General features: G+C 64.7%; 13 protein-coding genes. 10 read left to right on the top strand and 3 right to left on the bottom strand.

Annotation, left to right across the window (positions count from 1 at the left end; translation table 11 throughout):
• Nucleotides 1–25: 25 nt before the first annotated feature.
• Both SG26_RS03535 and SG26_RS03530 read left to right on the top strand, forming a co-directional pair.
• Entirely contained in the window at nt 26–490 is a 465-nt protein-coding gene (locus SG26_RS03535) for an NAD-binding protein (protein WP_044952261.1), read from the top strand.
• A gap of 2 nt (nt 491–492) precedes the next feature.
• Nucleotides 493–2,697, top strand: a complete 2,205-nt coding sequence (locus SG26_RS03530; protein WP_050036861.1) for an APC family permease — start codon at nt 493–495, stop codon at nt 2,695–2,697.
• Here SG26_RS03530 and SG26_RS03525 read toward each other — a convergent pair whose 3' ends face one another.
• On the bottom strand, nt 2,698–3,411 hold the full coding sequence (locus SG26_RS03525) for a phosphoglycerol geranylgeranyltransferase (RefSeq protein ID WP_050036860.1): 714 nt from the start codon (nt 3,409–3,411) through the stop codon (nt 2,698–2,700).
• A 161-nt stretch (nt 3,412–3,572) separates the two neighbouring features.
• Here SG26_RS03525 and SG26_RS03520 point away from each other — a divergent pair, with 161 nt between their 5' ends.
• From SG26_RS03520 to SG26_RS03510, 3 genes are all read left to right on the top strand, one after another.
• A complete protein-coding gene (locus SG26_RS03520) occupies nt 3,573–4,049 on the top strand; it encodes a hypothetical protein (protein WP_050007016.1) in 477 nt (158 codons plus the stop codon).
• A 62-nt stretch (nt 4,050–4,111) separates the two neighbouring features.
• On the top strand, nt 4,112–4,513 hold the full coding sequence (locus tag SG26_RS03515; RefSeq protein WP_050036859.1) for a Rieske 2Fe-2S domain-containing protein: 402 nt from the start codon (nt 4,112–4,114) through the stop codon (nt 4,511–4,513).
• Entirely contained in the window at nt 4,510–4,701 is a 192-nt protein-coding gene (locus SG26_RS03510) for a hypothetical protein (RefSeq protein ID WP_050036858.1), read from the top strand. The genes SG26_RS03515 and SG26_RS03510 overlap by 4 nt, the downstream gene beginning before the upstream one ends.
• A gap of 24 nt (nt 4,702–4,725) precedes the next feature.
• Here the strand turns inward: SG26_RS03510 and SG26_RS03505 are convergent, their stop codons facing one another.
• Nucleotides 4,726–7,251: a DNA topoisomerase I gene (locus SG26_RS03505; RefSeq protein WP_050036857.1), complete on the bottom strand. Its 2,526-nt coding sequence runs from the start codon at nt 7,249–7,251 to the stop codon at nt 4,726–4,728.
• Nucleotides 7,252–7,474: 223 nt separating this feature from the next.
• On the opposite strand from SG26_RS03505, the gene SG26_RS03500 reads away from it, so the two are divergent.
• Nucleotides 7,475–8,020 (top strand): hypothetical protein, encoded by a 546-nt coding sequence (locus tag SG26_RS03500; protein ID WP_050036856.1) that lies wholly within the window; start codon nt 7,475–7,477, stop codon nt 8,018–8,020.
• Nucleotides 8,021–8,190: 170 nt separating this feature from the next.
• Entirely contained in the window at nt 8,191–8,487 is a 297-nt protein-coding gene (locus tag SG26_RS03495) for a hypothetical protein (protein WP_050038242.1), read from the top strand.
• A gap of 43 nt (nt 8,488–8,530) precedes the next feature.
• Here the strand turns inward: SG26_RS03495 and gatB are convergent, their stop codons facing one another.
• Entirely contained in the window at nt 8,531–10,048 is a 1,518-nt protein-coding gene (gene gatB, locus SG26_RS03490) for an Asp-tRNA(Asn)/Glu-tRNA(Gln) amidotransferase subunit GatB (protein ID WP_050036855.1), read from the bottom strand.
• A 143-nt stretch (nt 10,049–10,191) separates the two neighbouring features.
• On the opposite strand from gatB, the gene SG26_RS03485 reads away from it, so the two are divergent.
• From SG26_RS03485 to SG26_RS03475, 3 genes are read left to right on the top strand one after another with little or no spacing between them, the layout of a single operon-like run.
• Entirely contained in the window at nt 10,192–10,494 is a 303-nt protein-coding gene (locus SG26_RS03485) for a hypothetical protein (RefSeq protein ID WP_008312751.1), read from the top strand.
• A 21-nt stretch (nt 10,495–10,515) separates the two neighbouring features.
• Complete coding sequence (gene smc / locus SG26_RS03480; protein ID WP_050036854.1) at nt 10,516–14,103, top strand: chromosome segregation protein SMC; 3,588 nt, start codon at nt 10,516–10,518, stop codon at nt 14,101–14,103.
• Nucleotides 14,096–15,061, top strand: coding sequence for a ScpA family protein (locus tag SG26_RS03475; RefSeq protein WP_014040900.1), 966 nt, complete (start codon nt 14,096–14,098; stop codon nt 15,059–15,061). The genes smc and SG26_RS03475 overlap by 8 nt, the downstream gene beginning before the upstream one ends.
• Nucleotides 15,062–15,068 lie beyond the last annotated feature (7 nt).

The raw sequence follows: 15,068 nt of genomic DNA, 5'->3' as shown, positions 1-15,068 counted from the left end.
GGGTAACTCCGGCCCCTACGAACTCATGGTATCTCTTACCGGACTCCGCGAACGAGTGGACGACGACATCGACCCCCCGTCGGTGCTGGTCATCAGCGACCGTCACGTCGGGTCTGAGGTAGTAACGGCGTTAGACCGAGGCATCGATGCCTGTCTCGTCACCGACCACGACGGCGTTGCCGGGCAAACGCCCGACGACACCCGCGTGGTAGTCGGTGACGGGCGGGAGCGTACTGTTCTTCAGGACGCCGGGGCCCAAACGACCGATGTCGCTCTGGTATCGATGCAGACGGACCACGGGGCGTTCCTCGTGACACAACTGCTTCGGACACAGTTCGATGTCGAAACCGTGGTCGTCGTGCTCAACGACCCACAGAACCGGCCGGCGTTCGAGTCGGCTGGCTCGACGGTGATCTGTGGCTCACGCGTTCTGGCGACGGAACTGGAACGCTCCGTCGAAACATCGCTCCGGACGCCGGAAACCGCGTAACCATGGCCAAGGATCTGGAACGCGACCTCGGACTGCTGTCAGTGGTAGCGATATCCATCGGCGCGATGGTCGGCAGTGGCATCTTCATCTTGCCGGCGCTGGCGGTGAAAGACGCCGGGGCCGGCATCATCGCTGCCTACCTCCTCGCGGGCGTGCTCGTGCTGCCCGCCGCACTCAGCAAGGCCGAGATGGCGACGGCCATGCCGGAGGCCGGCGGTACGTACGTCTACATCGAGCGGTCGATGGGGCCGCTGCTTGGCACAGTTTCGGGACTCGGAACGTGGTTCTCACTCTCGTTCAAGGGCGCGCTCGCGCTCGTCGGCGGCGTGCCGTACCTCGTCCTTCTGTTCGACCTGCCGATCCGTCCGGTTGCAATCACGCTCGCCGTCGTTCTCGTCCTCGTCAACATCCTCGGCGCGGAACAGACCGGGCGACTCCAGATCGGCATCGTCGCGGTGATGCTCGTGGCGATCGGCTGGTTCGTCGCCGGCGGCGGTCCGGCGGTCAACACCGCGAGTTACGGCGGGATGTGGGAGTACGGCGCGAGCGGCATCTTCGCCGCGACCGGCCTCGTGTTCGTCTCTTTCGCGGGCGTGACGAAGATAGCCTCTGTCGCCGAGGAAGTCGAAGACCCGGACCGCGTCATCCCGCTCGGGATGCTCGGCTCGCTTGGCTTCACCACACTGCTGTACGTCCTCGTCGTCGCCGTCGTCGTCGGCGTCATCCCGCTCGACCAACTCGCCGGGAGCACGACGCCCATCGCGGACGCGGCCGAGGCGACGCTGGGAACTGCTGGCGTCGCGGCCGTCGTTCTCGCGGCGATTCTGGCGCTGGTCAGCACGGCCAACGCCGGCATCCTCTCCTCGTCGCGGTACCCGTTCGCCATGAGCCGTGACGGCCTCGCACCCGACCTGTTCAGCACGGTCAGCGACCGGTTCGGGACGCCGGTGACCGCGATTACGCTGACTGGCGGCGTAATGTTGCTGCTCATCCTCTTCGTTCCGATTCTGGAAATCGCGAAGCTCGCGAGCGCGTTCAAGATTCTCGTGTTCGCGCTCATTAACGTCGCGCTCATCGGCTTCCGCGAGAGCGACGCCCCCGACTACGACCCTTCCTTCGAGGTGCCGCTGTACCCGTGGACGCCGATATTCGGCACCATAACCGGCTTCGCCCTGCTGACGCAGATGGGCCTCATCGCGATCGTCGGGGCCGTCGGTATCGTCGTCGGCAGCGTCGTCTGGTATCTGGGCTACGTCCGGCCGCGGGTCACCAGAGAGGGCGCGATCAAGGAGTCCGTCCGCCGGAGCATCGGCGACCGCGCGCTCGACCGGACCGAAGAGACACTCGACGAGACGGCGGAGACTGCCGTGCTCGTCGCGCTTCCCGAAGGGTCCTCGCGACGGAGCGAAGCGACACTGCTGGAAGTCGGGGCCGCGCTCACACCCAACGGTAGCAGTCTCTCTATCGTCCAGTTCGACGAAGTACCCGACCAGCAGCCCCTCGATTACGCCTCCGGCGTCCAGTCTCACGACGACCTCGAGTTCGAGTGCCGGACCGACACGCTGGCGGCTGAGTTCGATGTTCCTGTCGAATACGGCGAACTCGTGAGCCACCATCCCGAGCGGGCCGTCGCCAACGCCGTCGACGAGCGTGGCGTCGATGTGCTACTGGTGGAACGCGGTGCGTCGTTCGAAGACTCGCTACTGGGTGACAGTATCGACCGCATCCGGAAACAGGCCGACTGTGACACTATCGCCGTCGACGCACAGCCGCTTGACGCGCTGGAGACGATCACGCTTGTCACCACCCGCGGCCCGTACGACCCGCTGAAAGTCCGCGTCGGCAACGCCGTCGCGACGGAGACCGGAGCCGACCTCCAGTTCCTCTACCCGCTCGACGAGCGCCAGTCCGCGGAGGAACGCCAGCAACTCGAAGCGTACCACGACGATCTGCTGGACCTCTGTGACGTGCCGACGGAGCGGACCTTCGTCGACCGACAGGAGTTTTCAGCGGCGATAGACGCGGCTGACAGCGACAGAACGCTCCTGATACACGCGAACAACGGTGGGCTCGCGGCTCGTACGTCAAACGACGACGGGTCTACGCAGTCAGCAATTCAGGACAGCGACCACGCGTCGATGGAAGTGGACACGAAACGTCACCCCGACGGCGTCGTCGGCCGACTGCTCGAACGGCTGGCGTTCTAGCTACCGGACCGTCGCCGTCGTGTCTTTCGCACCTTTCACCGTCTCTCGCACTGCGTCGACGCCTTCGTCGTGGACGAGGTCGCCGACGACGATGGTATCCGCGTGCTGTGCCATCGTGCGGGCGGATTCGTAGTCGTGGATGCCACCGCCATAGAACAGCGTCGCGTCGTCAAGGATGTCCGCGGCGGCGGCGACGATATCGGGGTCTCCGAGCATCCCCGAGTACTCCACGTAGACGATTTCCTGTCCCAGCAAGTGTTCTGCGGCTTCGGCGTAGGCGGCCACGTCGTCCGCGTCGAGGTCGCAGTTGGCCTGCGTGTAGGACGCCACCGACGCTTCCGGATTCATCACGATGTAGGCCTCGGTGAAGGTCCGCGACCAGTCGATATCGTCGTCCATGCGTATCCACTCCTTGTGCGCGCCGGTGATCCATGCCACGTCGCCGGCGTTCATCACGACCGGGATGAGATAGCCGTCGTGGCGGTCGCTGTGGACGACCGATGCGGGGTTGGACGGCTCGATATACACTGGAATGTCGTGTTTCCCGCAGGCGTCGACGACCCGCTTCATCTTCTCTTCTGTCATTCCGGTGGTCCCGCCGACTTCGATGGCGTCGGTCCCCGTCGCCGCGACGTCTTCGAACGTCTCTCCGTCGACTAGCGTCTTGTCGGGGTCTATCTTCACGATGTGGTCCCAGTCCGCCCAGTCGCTCATACCTGCCAGACTTGCGCGTGGCCGTATAACCGCTTCGGATACACCGACCACAGTGGGTCACACTGACAGCCCGCCCGGACAGGCAGATAGCGACCGAGTGGCGTCGGCGCTATACGTATATCTCCGAAGATTTATGATGGCTATGTTACAATCGTCAGACAATGACAGCGGACAGGCACCGGTACGTCGTCGCTACCATCCGGGCCGTCCTCGTGTTTACGGGGGTCGTCGTCACGGTGGGAGTGCTGTACTCCTTCTCGACGATGCCGACAGCGTCGTCGTCCAGTGCGGGCTTCGTCCGCGGGCTCTCGTATCTGTTCGGTAGCGTTTTCTTTATTCTTGCGCTGGGCGGTGCCGGACTCGGCATCGCCTTGCCATCGCTGCTGGGAGCCGACGACGCGCTGGCGTTCGACCGCTGGCAACGCCGCTGTCTCCAGGGCGCTGGCGGTCTCTTCGTCGGCGGGTTCGTCGTCGGCCTGTCGACGGGGCTGCTCACCGAGTTGCAGTTCGGCCTCCTTCTCTGGCTCGTCGCCATCGTCCTTGCTGTGCTCGTCATCAGTTGCGTCTTGGTCTGGCGACTGTTCGAGGTGTTCGTTACTGCACTGGTGCGCCTCATCGCCGCGGAGACCGGAGAATGATGCGCACAGTTCTCGCCGTACTACGGTAACGCTGATACCGGCGGCAGCCAAACACGCCAGCCGTGCAGCGACTTACGACAGTCGAGACGGTCCACGAGGACGGGTCGTGGCTGTTCACCGCCGAAGACCCATACGGCGACCTGGAGGAGGTCGTTCTCGTCCCCTGCGAGGACGGCGTCGAGGCGTGGGTAAACCGATGTATGCACGAGGCACAGCGGTTCGACACCGGGCGAGGCGTTCCGATGCGGGACGACCAGCTCATCTGCCCCCGACACGGCTCACTGTTCGATGCCTGCGACGGCGGCTGTGACAACGGCGACGCCGCGGGGACGACGCTCCCCGGCGTCGAGGTCTCGGAGACTCACGGCGACGTGTTCCTCACGGACGACGACTACACGTTCGCCCACGAGGGCGGTATCGATGACGACGACGGCCCGAGTTCCACGTCTCACCTCCAGCTGTGACCACTGGCCACAGCATCGACCGGGACCGACTCCGGGCCGGCGTCGTCGAATGCCCGCTCTGTGAGCGCCAGATTCCCGAGCCGGTCACACACGCGGTCGCCTACGGTACCGTCGACACAGTCACAGCCGACAACGCGGACGCCGTCGAGTGTCCGGTCTGTGACGGCGTGACGTTCGTCGCCGACTGACCGGAAAACCGGCGACTTCAAATCTCAGGCTTCCAGTTCGTCCTGCCACTCCCGGACCTGCGTGGCGCTGACGCCCTGCACCTCGGTAGCGACGATGTCGGGGTCGGCCTCCCGGAGCGCCGCCAGCGAATCGACACCGGCGTCGCCGAGCTTCTCCGCGGTCGCCGAGCCGATGCCGCTCAGGTCTTCGAGGTCCTCGACAGCGGTGCGGGCCTGGTACTCCTCGTAGTTGCAGATGGGACAGCCAAGTTCCCAGGGGTCGTCGCTGTCGGCGTCGATGACCAGTTCGGGCAGGTCGTGCTCCTCGCAGTAGGCCTCCGTCACCGAGATATCGCCGTTGCGGGGCAGCGGCAGCGAGTAGTCGCAGTCGGGGTAGCGCGTACAGCCGACGAGCCGGGAGCCCGAACGGAGGTGTTTGATGGCGAGTTCGCCACCCTCCGCTTCGGCGGCTTCGCCGCCGTCGCCTCGTTGCTCCGCCGGAGCAACGCCACACTCGGGACACGGCCCGATGACCTCGTCCTCGCTCTCGTCGGCCTTCTCGGCCTCACAGCGGGGACAGCCGTGGACGAACGTGTCCCGGCCGGCGAGCATCTTGACGTGGTGCATGTCGTGTTCCTCGCAGTGCTCTTCGAGCACCTGCGGCTCGCCCGTCGACGGCAGCGGGAGCGTGTTGCGACACTCGGGGAAGCCGTCACAGCCGACGAAGTACGACCCCTGACGCGAGCGCCGGACGAGCATGTCCTCGCCGCACTTCGGACAGGGACCGAGCGTCTTGTCGGCCTTCAGCGACTCCTGGAGGTGCTCGCCGATCTCCTCGCGGGAATCACGCAGTTCATCGAACACCCGTTTGAGCATCTCGCGGGACTCGTCGGCCACGTCGTCGAGCGTCGCCTCGCCGTTGGCGATGGCGGTCATGTCCGCCTCTAACTGGGCGGTCATCTCGTCGCTGACGACGTGGTCGGCGAACTCCTCGGCGGCCTCGACGACGGCCATCGCCAGCGTCGTCGGCCGGGGCGGATCGCCCTCGATGTAGCCGCGGTCGTACAGCTTCTCGATTGAATTGTGACGGGTCGACTTCGTCCCCAACCCCTTGTCCTCCATGGTCTGGATGAGCCGTGACTGGCCGTAGCGGCGCGGCGGCTGGGTCTGCTTGGCCTCCATCCGGACCTCGGAGATGGCCAGTTCCTCGCCCTCCTCCACGTCGGGGACGTGGTTCTCGCTGGCGCTGGAGTAGGGGTACACCTCGTGGTAGCCCGGTTCGACCAGGCGCTTGCCGTTGGCCTTCAGCGAGCGGCCGCCGGCGTCGGCGACGACGCGGAGGTGCTCCCACGTCGCGGCCTCGGCGACCGTCGCGAAGAAGCGCCGGACGACCAGTTCGTAGATCTCCCACTCGTCGTCCGAGAGGTCGACCTTCGGCGGAATCTCTCCCGTCGGGTGAATGGGCGGGTGGTCGGTGGTCTCCTCGTCGCCCTCGGTCGCGGTGATGTCGTCTTGCTCCAGCAGCTTCTCGGCGTCCTCGCCGAAGTGTCCGGCTCCGACGAACTCATCGAGCAGGGCGTCCTCTTCGAGGTCGTCCGGGTAGACCGTGTTGTCCGTTCGCGGGTAGGTGATGTAGCCGGTGGTGTACAGTTCCTCGGCGATAGACATCGCCTGCTGGGCGGAGTAGCCCAGCGAACTGGCGGCGGAGATGAAGGCGGTGGTGTTGAACGGCGTCGGCGGGCTGTCGGTGCGGGTTCGGCGGCGGACGCTCGTGACCGTCGCCGCGTTGACGCCCGTCAGGTCGGCGTAGGCGTCGTCGGCGTCGTCCTCGACCCAGACCCGCTCGGCCTCTTTCCCGTCGTCGTCGTAGAAGTACTGGGCCTCGAAGCCCGAGCCGTTCTTCTGGAGGTCGGCGAAGATCTCCCAGTAGTCCTCGGGGTCGAAGGCCTGGATCTCGCGCTCGCGGTCGACGATGAGCTTCAGCGTCGGCGACTGGACCCGACCAACGGAAATGAAGTCGTCGCCCAGTTGTCGGGCCGACAGCGAGAGGAACCGCGTCAGCGCCGCGCCCCACACGAGGTCGATAATCTGGCGGGCCTCGCCCGCGGCCGCCAGGTCGAAGTCGATGTCGTCGGGGTTGGCGAAGGCGTCCCGGACCTCCCGCTCGGTGATCGAGGAGAAGCGCACGCGGTCGACGGGCGCGTCGGTCTCCTCGCGGATGAGTTCGTAGGCCTCCTTGCCGATGAGTTCCCCTTCGCGGTCGTAGTCAGTCGCGATGGTGGCCTCGTCGGCCTCCCGGGCCAGTTGCTTCAGCGTCGTGACGATGTTCTCCTGGGTCGGCTCCTTCGTCACGTCGGCGTCGATGAGTTCGACCGGCTCCACGTCGCGCCAGTCGTTGTACTCCTCGGGGAAGTCGACGCCGACGACGTGCCCGGAGAGGCCGACGACGCGGGTGTTCCCCCACCGATAGACGTTGACGCCGTTTTGCCTGCTCGCGGACGCGCTCCCCTCGGAGAGGATCTCTGCGATGCGGCGGGCGGCGTTGTCTTTCTCGGTGATAATCAGCCGCATGGGACACCACCTGTCTCTGTCATTACTCGTCGCTACGGAGTCAGTTGTTCTAAAGGCTTTCGGGAAAATCAGGCGACAGCGCGGGTGTGCGGGCGCTTGCGGGGCCGCTCGCGCTCGCGCGGAGGTAGCCTCTTACCACTCGGTAGCGGTCCCGCACTGCCGCCGTGACCGGCGGCACTTATCACTTCGATGCACTCTTGCCACTGCCACCCCGACTGCCGGTATGGATCGCCGGACGACCAAACTCCTCCGCGGAACCGCCGCCGCACTCGTCTTCGCGACGGCGACGTTTCACCTCTGGTGGGGACTCCCGCGAAGCATCATCTACGCGCAGGCGATCGAGGGACTCTTCGGACGAGGCCTCCCGCCGGACCCTCGGCCCTTCTTGTTTGTGGCCTTCGCTGCGGTGTTGTTCGCCGGCCCGTATCTCATCACCCGGGGCGTCATCGGCCTGCGGAACGCCTACATCGCCGGGACGCTCCTCATGATCGCGTCCATCGCCGGCTGGGTGTTCTGGCACGCTACTGGACACGGTGCCTTCCTCGTCGAGGGGTTCTCTGCACCGTCGTCCGGTGGCGGCGGACACCACGGCGGGAGTACCGCGTTGCTGATACTAGACCATTTCAACACTGAACCGACCGAATCAGCTATCAAGACCCTCGAAGCCCTCGCCGCTGCGATATTCGTCACGCTGCTGTGGAAGGACCCCGCGATCATCCCGGGCGAGCGGCGCGAGAGCGTCGAGTCGAACGCGTCGAGCGAATCGTAGCACGCAGCTCAGCGTAGCGGCTATCGGGCCGGCCTCTCAAATCAAATCCACCTGTACGATTCAGGATCGATTCGGCAAGGAAACGGCGGTATCGTGACATTTATCATCAATAGTATGTCTCTTGTTACAGGATGGAAACCTCTATCCCGGATGTGATATGGGACCCAGGGATGGACCGGGTGTTCGAGGCGTTGTTTACCCGCCGTCGACGAATGATTCTGTTTATGGTAAAACAGAGTAGTCCACGGCCGATTGTCGACTTTCTGCCCAGAAGTGCCGGGGCCAGAAGTACTGAAACCGAACTCCGCCACGACGACCTGCCGCGGCTGGCCAGTCTGGCATACATCGACTGGGACCGAGCGGCCGATGAAGTATCTCGGGGCCAGCGATTCGACGAAATCGAACCGATGCTCGACCTGCTCGAGAACCACGCTGATGAACTGCCAGCCGACTGGCCACAGCAGTGACTGTGACAACCACTGTGCCGCGCAGGCCGCGTAGGACGCTGTCTTAGCTCTCCAACTCCTCGCGAAGCAGCCCGTTCACGTCGCCGGGGTCGGCGCTCCCGCCGGTCTTTTGCATGACCTGCCCGACGAGGAAGTTGATTGCGCCGTCCTCGCCGCTGTGGTAGTCCTCGACGGCGTCGGGGTTTTCGTCGATGGCTTCCACGACAGCCTGCTGGACCTCGTCGCCGGAGGTCTTGCCAAGCCCTTCGCGGTCGACGACAGCGTCGGGGCCGTCACCCGTGTCGAGCATCTCCCGGAGCACGGTCTCGTGCGCGTTTTTCGCCGTGATATCGTCCTCGGCGACGAGTTCGACGAGCCGGGTCACTTCGTCGAAGCGGTCGTCGATATCGGTGATGGCCATGTCGCGGTAGTTCAGTTCGCCGAGTAGATTGTCGGCGACCCAGGTCGCAGCGAGGTTGGCGTCGAAGCGCTCGGCCACGTCCTCGAAGAAGTCCGCCACCTGCTTCGTGCTCGTGAGCTTCGAGGCGGCTTCCTCGCTGAGGCCGTACTCCGCGACGAACCGCTCGCGGCGGGCGTCGGGGAGTTCCGGAATCGGGACCTCGTCCTTCCAGTGGCTCACGCGAAGCGGCGGCAGGTCGGCCTCCCGGAAGTAGCGGTAGTCTTTCTCCTCTTCCTTCGAGCGCATCGACACCGTGTTGCCGTGCGTTTCGTTGAAGTGGCGGGTCTCCTGCTCGACGGCGCGGCCCGACTGGATGAGCTTCCGCTGGCGGGAGGCCTCGAAGGAGAGCGCCTGTTCCGCGCCCTTGTGACTTGAGATGTTCTTGACCTCGGTGCGGTTGGCGTCTTCGAGGACGGATTCGTCGATGTCACCGTCGTCGTCCACCTCGCTGGCGTCGACCATGGAGAGGTTCGCGTCGATGCGAAGGCTGCCATCCCGCGTCGCGTCGAACACGCCCAGATACTCCAGTACCTCCTCCAGCTTTTCGAGGAACGACCGGACTTCGCCCGGCGCGCGGAAGTCCGGCTCCGTGACGATCTCCATCAGCGGCGTCCCGGCGCGGTTGTAGTCGATGAGCGTGTAGTCCGCGCGCTCGATGGAACAGGTCCGGGACTCAAGCGGACCCGAGCCCTCGCGGACGTGCTTGATTGACCCGGGGTCCTCTTCGAGGTGTGCCCGGCGGATGTCGACGCTGCGGCGCTCGCTCTCGACGGAGAATTCCAGCTCCCCGTCCTGGCAGATGGGCGAGTCATACTGCGTGATCTGGAAGTTCTTTGGGAGGTCGGGGTAGTAGTAGTTCTTCCGGTGGAAGGTGGTTTCCTCCGGAATATCGGCGTCGATGGCCTTGCCGACCTTCACGGCGGCCTCGACCGCCCCCTCGTTGACGACCGGGAGCGCGCCGGGAAGTCCCAGACACACCGGGCAGGTGTGGGTGTTGGGTTCGGAATCGGCCACATCGGTCGAACAGCCACAGAAGATCTTCGTCTCCGTCTCGAGCTGGACGTGGACCTCCAGCCCGATGACGGCCGCGAGTTCGCGGGCTTCGGACGCTTGCGCAGTCATTGTCCGGGATTCGGTGGCGCGTGGCTAAAGGCTAACGACCCTGTACAGTGTCGGGACGGACTCGGCCCTTCGGAGCGGACGTATCACTCGGACTGCCAATGTCTGACGTAGGTATAAGTGTCCACAATGGCTGGGTTACGGATATGTGCGGCAACCGAGTCGAGGAACTCGAAACGCGCGTCAGAGAACTGGAAGCGTCGGTCGAAGGACTGACCGACGAACTCGTCGAATGCAAGGTCCGCATCCGGGAACTCGAAGCCAGCGTCGACGAAGACAACGGATTCAGCGCTGACGAGTCCGACTCGGAGGAATCGGCCGCTACCCCGACGGAGGCCGACACACCTAACACTGAGGATACCGACGAGGTTGATAACAGGGAGGAAGCCGAGGCCGCGTCGGAGACCGAGACCGAGGAGGACTCGGAGTCCGACATCATCGTCGCGTAGGGCTGTCGGCCACACCACCGCATGCATATCAAAGAGCTCGTCCTCGACAATTTCAAGAGCTTCGGACGCAAGACCCGAATCCCGTTCTACGAAGATTTCACTACTATTAGCGGCCCGAACGGCTCGGGCAAGTCCAACATCATCGACGCAATTTTGTTCGCGCTCGGACTCGCTCGCACCTCGGGTATCCGCGCCGAGAAACTCACTGACCTCATCTACAACCCCGGCCACGCCGACGAAGACGCCGAGTACGACGGCGAACGCCAGGCCAGCGTCGAGGTAATTCTGGCCAACGACGACCGGACGCTGTCACGTTCACAGGTCGTCAACGCCGCCGGCACGGAGGACGTGGGCGACGTGGACGAGATCGCCATCAAACGCCGGGTCAAGGAGACCGAGGACAACTACTACTCCTATTACTACATCAACGGTCGCTCGGTCAACCTCTCAGACATTCAGGACCTGCTCGCCCAGGCCGGCGTGACCCCGGAGGGGTACAACGTGGTCATGCAGGGCGACGTGACCGAGATCATCAACATGACCGCCGGCTCCCGTCGGGAGATCATCGACGAGATCGCCGGCGTCGCCCAGTTCGACGCGAAGAAGGCCGACGCCTTCGACGAGCTAGAGGTCGTGCAAGAGCGCATCGACGAGGCCGAGCTCCGCATCGAGGAGAAACAGGAGCGCCTCGACCAGCTCGAAGACGAGCGGGAGACGGCGCTCAAATACCAGGACCTCCGTGACGAGAAAGAGGAGTACGAAGGCTATCGCAAAGCCGCCGAACTCGAAGACAAACGCGAGGAACTGGCGGCCGTCGAGGAAACTATCGACGAGCTGGAAGCGGAACTCCAAGAACTGCAGACTGAACTCGACGAGCGCCAGGGCGCGGTCATCCGGCTGGAAGACGAGCTCCACGAACTCAATCAGGAGATCGAGCGCAAGGGCGAGGACGAACAGCTCGCCATCAAGCGCGAGATCGAGGAGATCAAAGGCGACATCTCCCGTCTGGAGGACAAGATCGAGTCCGCCGAGGAGACCGTCGAGGCCGCCGAGAACGAGCGCCGGCAGGCGTTCGTCCAGATCGACCGCAAGCAGGAGACCATCGACGACCTCGAAAGCGACATCCGCGAGACGAAGGTCGCCAAATCCAACGTCAAAGCCGACATCGCCGAGAAGGAGTCCGAACTCGCGGAGGTCCAGCAACGCATCGACGAGGTCGGCGAGGAGTTTCAGGAGGTCAAGGACGAACTGGAGGCGAAGCGCTCGCGGCTGGAGACGCTCAAAAGCGAGAAGAACGACCTCCAGCGCGAGCAGGACCGCCTGCTCGACGAGGCCCGCCGGCGCTCGAACGCCGAGGACGAGAAGCGAGCGGCTATTGAGGAAGCCGAAGCCGAGATCCCCGACCTCGAAGCCGACATCGAGGACCTGCAGACGGAACTGGAGAAAGCCAAGCAGAACAAGGCCACCATCGGCGAGGTCGTCGACGACCTCCGGGCCGAGAAGCGGGAACTCCAGTCGGACCTGGACGAACTCGAAGACGAAATCAGCGCGAAACAGCAGGAGTACGCCCAGCTAGAGGCGAAAGCCGGCGAGGACGGGGACTCCTCGTACGGGCGTGCCGTGACAGCGATCCTCAACGCCGGTCAGGACGGCGTTCACGGTACCGTCGGCCAACTGGGTGGCGTTGACCCCGAGTACGCCACGGCCTGTGAGACGGCGGCTGGCGGGCGGCTCGCACACGTCGTCGTCGACGACGACAGCGTTGGTCAGCGCTGTATCGAGTACCTCAAATCACGCAGCGCCGGCCGGGCGACGTTCCTCCCGATAACGCAGATGCAGAACCGCTCGCTGGGATCGCTGCCCAGCGCTGACGGCGTCATCGACTTCGCGTACAACCTCGTCGACTTCGACCGCGAGTACGCGGGCATCTTCTCGTACGTGCTCGGTGACACCGTCGTCGTCGACAGCATGGACACCGCTCGCGACCTGATGGGCGACTACCGGATGGTCACGCTCGACGGCGACCTCGTCGAGAAGTCCGGGGCGATGACCGGCGGCTCCTCCTCGGGCACACGCTACTCCTTTTCGGGCGGCGCGGGCAAGCTCGAACGTGTCGCCACGCGCATCAACGAACTCGAAGACGAGCGTGCGGACGTGCGTGAGGACCTCCGGGACGTGGAGGAGCGCCTCGACGACGCCCGCGACCGCGAGTCCGACGCGACCGAGCAGCTCCGCGACATCGAGACGAGCATCGAACGCAAGCAGAGCAAACTGGAAGACACCCGTGACCGCATCGATCAGCTGGAAGCCGACCTCGAAGACATCGCCGCGGAACGCGAAGACGTGGCCGACCAGATGGACGAACTGGAGGCCGACATCGAGGAAAAGACCGAGGAGATCGACGCGCTCCAGCGCGATATCGACGAGCTAGAAGCCGAGGTTGAGGACTCGGAACTGCCGGACCTGACGGACCAGCGTGAGTCCATCAAGGACGACATCGACGGGCTCGAAGACCGCCAGGGCGAACTCGACGCCGAACTCAACGAGTACGAACTCGAAAAGCAGTACGCCGAGGACGCCATCGAGGACCTCCACGACGACATCGAGGCGGCCCAGAACCGCAAGGCCGAACACGAGGAGCGTATCGACGACCTCGAAGCGAAAGTCACCGAGAAACAGGAGCTGAAAGCCGAGAAAGAGCAGGCCGTCGCCGACCTCGAAGAGGAACTGGCCGAACTCAAGTCCGAGCGCGAAGACCTGAAAGCCGACCTGCAGGAAGCCAAGGAAGCCCGCGACGAGCAACAGGCCGCGGTCTCCGAAATCGAGCGCGACCTCGAATCTGAGCAGGAAACTCAGGAGCGTCTGGAGTGGGAAATCGATGAACTCGAAGCGCAGGTCGGCGACTACGACCCGGAGGACGTGCCCGACCACGACACGGTCGAGCGGGAGATCGACCGGCTGGAGACGGAGATGGAGAAACTGGAACCGGTCAACATGCGGGCTATCGAGGAGTACGACCGCGTCAACGACGACCTGCAGGAACTCGAAGACAAAAAGGCGACGCTGGTCGAGGAGGCCGACGGCATCCGCGAGCGCATCGACACCTACGAGGCCCGCAAGAAGGAGACGTTCATGGAGTCGTTCACGGAGATCAACGACCAGTTCCAGAACATCTTCGAGCGGCTCTCGAACGGCACCGGGCACCTTCACCTCGAAGACGAGGACGACCCCTTCGAGGGCGGGCTGACGATGAAGGCCCAGCCGGGCGACAAGCCGATTCAGCGGCTGAACGCGATGTCCGGCGGCGAGAAGTCGCTGACGGCGCTGGCGTTCATCTTCGCCATCCAGCGGCACAACCCCGCGCCGTTCTACGCGCTCGACGAAGTGGACGCCTTCCTCGACGCGGCCAACGCCGACCTCGTCGGCGAACTGGTCGACGAACTCGCCGGCGACGCCCAGTTCGTCGTCGTCTCGCACCGCTCGGCCATGCTGGAGCGGTCCGAGCGCGCCATCGGCGTGATGATGCAGGGCGACAACGTGAGTGCGGTTACTGGGATTGATCTCAGCGGTGAGGGTGACGGTGACGAGGAGGTGCCGGCTGATGACTGATGAAGGGGTTGAAAGTCAAGCGGATGACATTCCACTCAACATTACCGGCCACGAGGACCGCGACCCGCCCGGTGAGTCGGGCGATGCGGCGGCGCTGCTGGGCGAATCCCCCGATTCAGATGATCCCTCTCCCGAGCAGGACGGCCCCGAAAGCGACTCGGACGACGACAGCGACGACGAGGACGTCGAACCGGTCGAGGTTCTGGTCCAGCTCGCCGACGACGGCGAAATCGACCCCTGGGACATCGACGTGGTGCGGGTCACCGACAAGTTCCTCCAGCGCATCGACGACGCGGACTTGCGCACGTCGGGCCGGGCGCTGTTCTACGCGAGCGTTCTGATCCGGATGAAAAGCGACGCGATGCTGGGCGAGGGCGACGACGAGGAGGACCCCGTCGAGCCGTGGGAGCAGGCGATGCACGAGGACGCACCCATCGAGGACCCGGATCCCTTCGCCGCGCTGGAATCGGAGATGGACCGCCGGCTCGAACGCCGGCGTGCCCGTGGGATGCCACAGACGCTCGACGAACTCGTTCGGGACCTCCGGGACGCCGAGCGGGAGTCGTGGTGGAAGGAGTCCCGGGAATACGACACCAGCGACTCCCCGAGCGGGTACGACCGCGGGACGCAGGAACTGGATTACCGCGGGGCCGACGACATGCGACTGGACGAGGAGCCGTCAGCGGCGGATGTGACCGGGACGGCTCACGCCGAGAACATCGACGACATCATCGCCGATGTCCACGACGCCGTCCGCGAGCAGTACGACCAGGGCCGCGAGGAGGTGCTGTACCGCGAGGTCGACACCGCCGGCGGGACCCGCGTCGAGACGTTCCTCGGACTGCTCTTTCTTGCCCATCGCGGCCAGGTCCGCCTCCAGCAGGACGACCTTTTCGGCGACCTCTGGATTCAGGACCCCAGCGCCGCGACCGGGTCGGACGAGGCCGTCGCGGACTAACGCCCTC

The sequence above is a fragment of the Haloarcula sp. CBA1115 genome, assembly GCF_000827835.1.
In the GTDB taxonomy this organism is placed as follows: Archaea; Halobacteriota; Halobacteria; order Halobacteriales; family Haloarculaceae; genus Haloarcula; species Haloarcula hispanica.
Note: the sequence above shows the minus strand (reverse complement) of the source record. Positions and strands in the feature narration are given on the sequence as shown.

What these genes read in the sequence shown, in the direction of transcription:
- SG26_RS03525 (WP_050036860.1), bottom strand. Translation starts at nt 3,411, where the DNA reads ATGAGCGACTGGGCGGACTGGGACCACATCGTGAAGATAGACCCCGAC.
- gatB (WP_050036855.1), bottom strand. Translation starts at nt 10,048, where the DNA reads ATGACTGCGCAAGCGTCCGAAGCCCGCGAACTCGCGGCCGTCATCGGG.
- smc (WP_050036854.1), top strand. Translation starts at nt 10,516, where the DNA reads ATGCATATCAAAGAGCTCGTCCTCGACAATTTCAAGAGCTTCGGACGC.
- SG26_RS03485 (WP_008312751.1), top strand. Translation starts at nt 10,192, where the DNA reads ATGTGCGGCAACCGAGTCGAGGAACTCGAAACGCGCGTCAGAGAACTG.
- SG26_RS03530 (WP_050036861.1), top strand. Translation starts at nt 493, where the DNA reads ATGGCCAAGGATCTGGAACGCGACCTCGGACTGCTGTCAGTGGTAGCG.
- SG26_RS03535 (WP_044952261.1), top strand. Translation starts at nt 26, where the DNA reads ATGGTATCTCTTACCGGACTCCGCGAACGAGTGGACGACGACATCGAC.
- SG26_RS03495 (WP_050038242.1), top strand. Translation starts at nt 8,191, where the DNA reads ATGGACCGGGTGTTCGAGGCGTTGTTTACCCGCCGTCGACGAATGATT.
- SG26_RS03505 (WP_050036857.1), bottom strand. Translation starts at nt 7,251, where the DNA reads ATGCGGCTGATTATCACCGAGAAAGACAACGCCGCCCGCCGCATCGCA.
- SG26_RS03500 (WP_050036856.1), top strand. Translation starts at nt 7,475, where the DNA reads ATGGATCGCCGGACGACCAAACTCCTCCGCGGAACCGCCGCCGCACTC.
- SG26_RS03520 (WP_050007016.1), top strand. Translation starts at nt 3,573, where the DNA reads ATGACAGCGGACAGGCACCGGTACGTCGTCGCTACCATCCGGGCCGTC.
- SG26_RS03475 (WP_014040900.1), top strand. Translation starts at nt 14,096, where the DNA reads ATGACTGATGAAGGGGTTGAAAGTCAAGCGGATGACATTCCACTCAAC.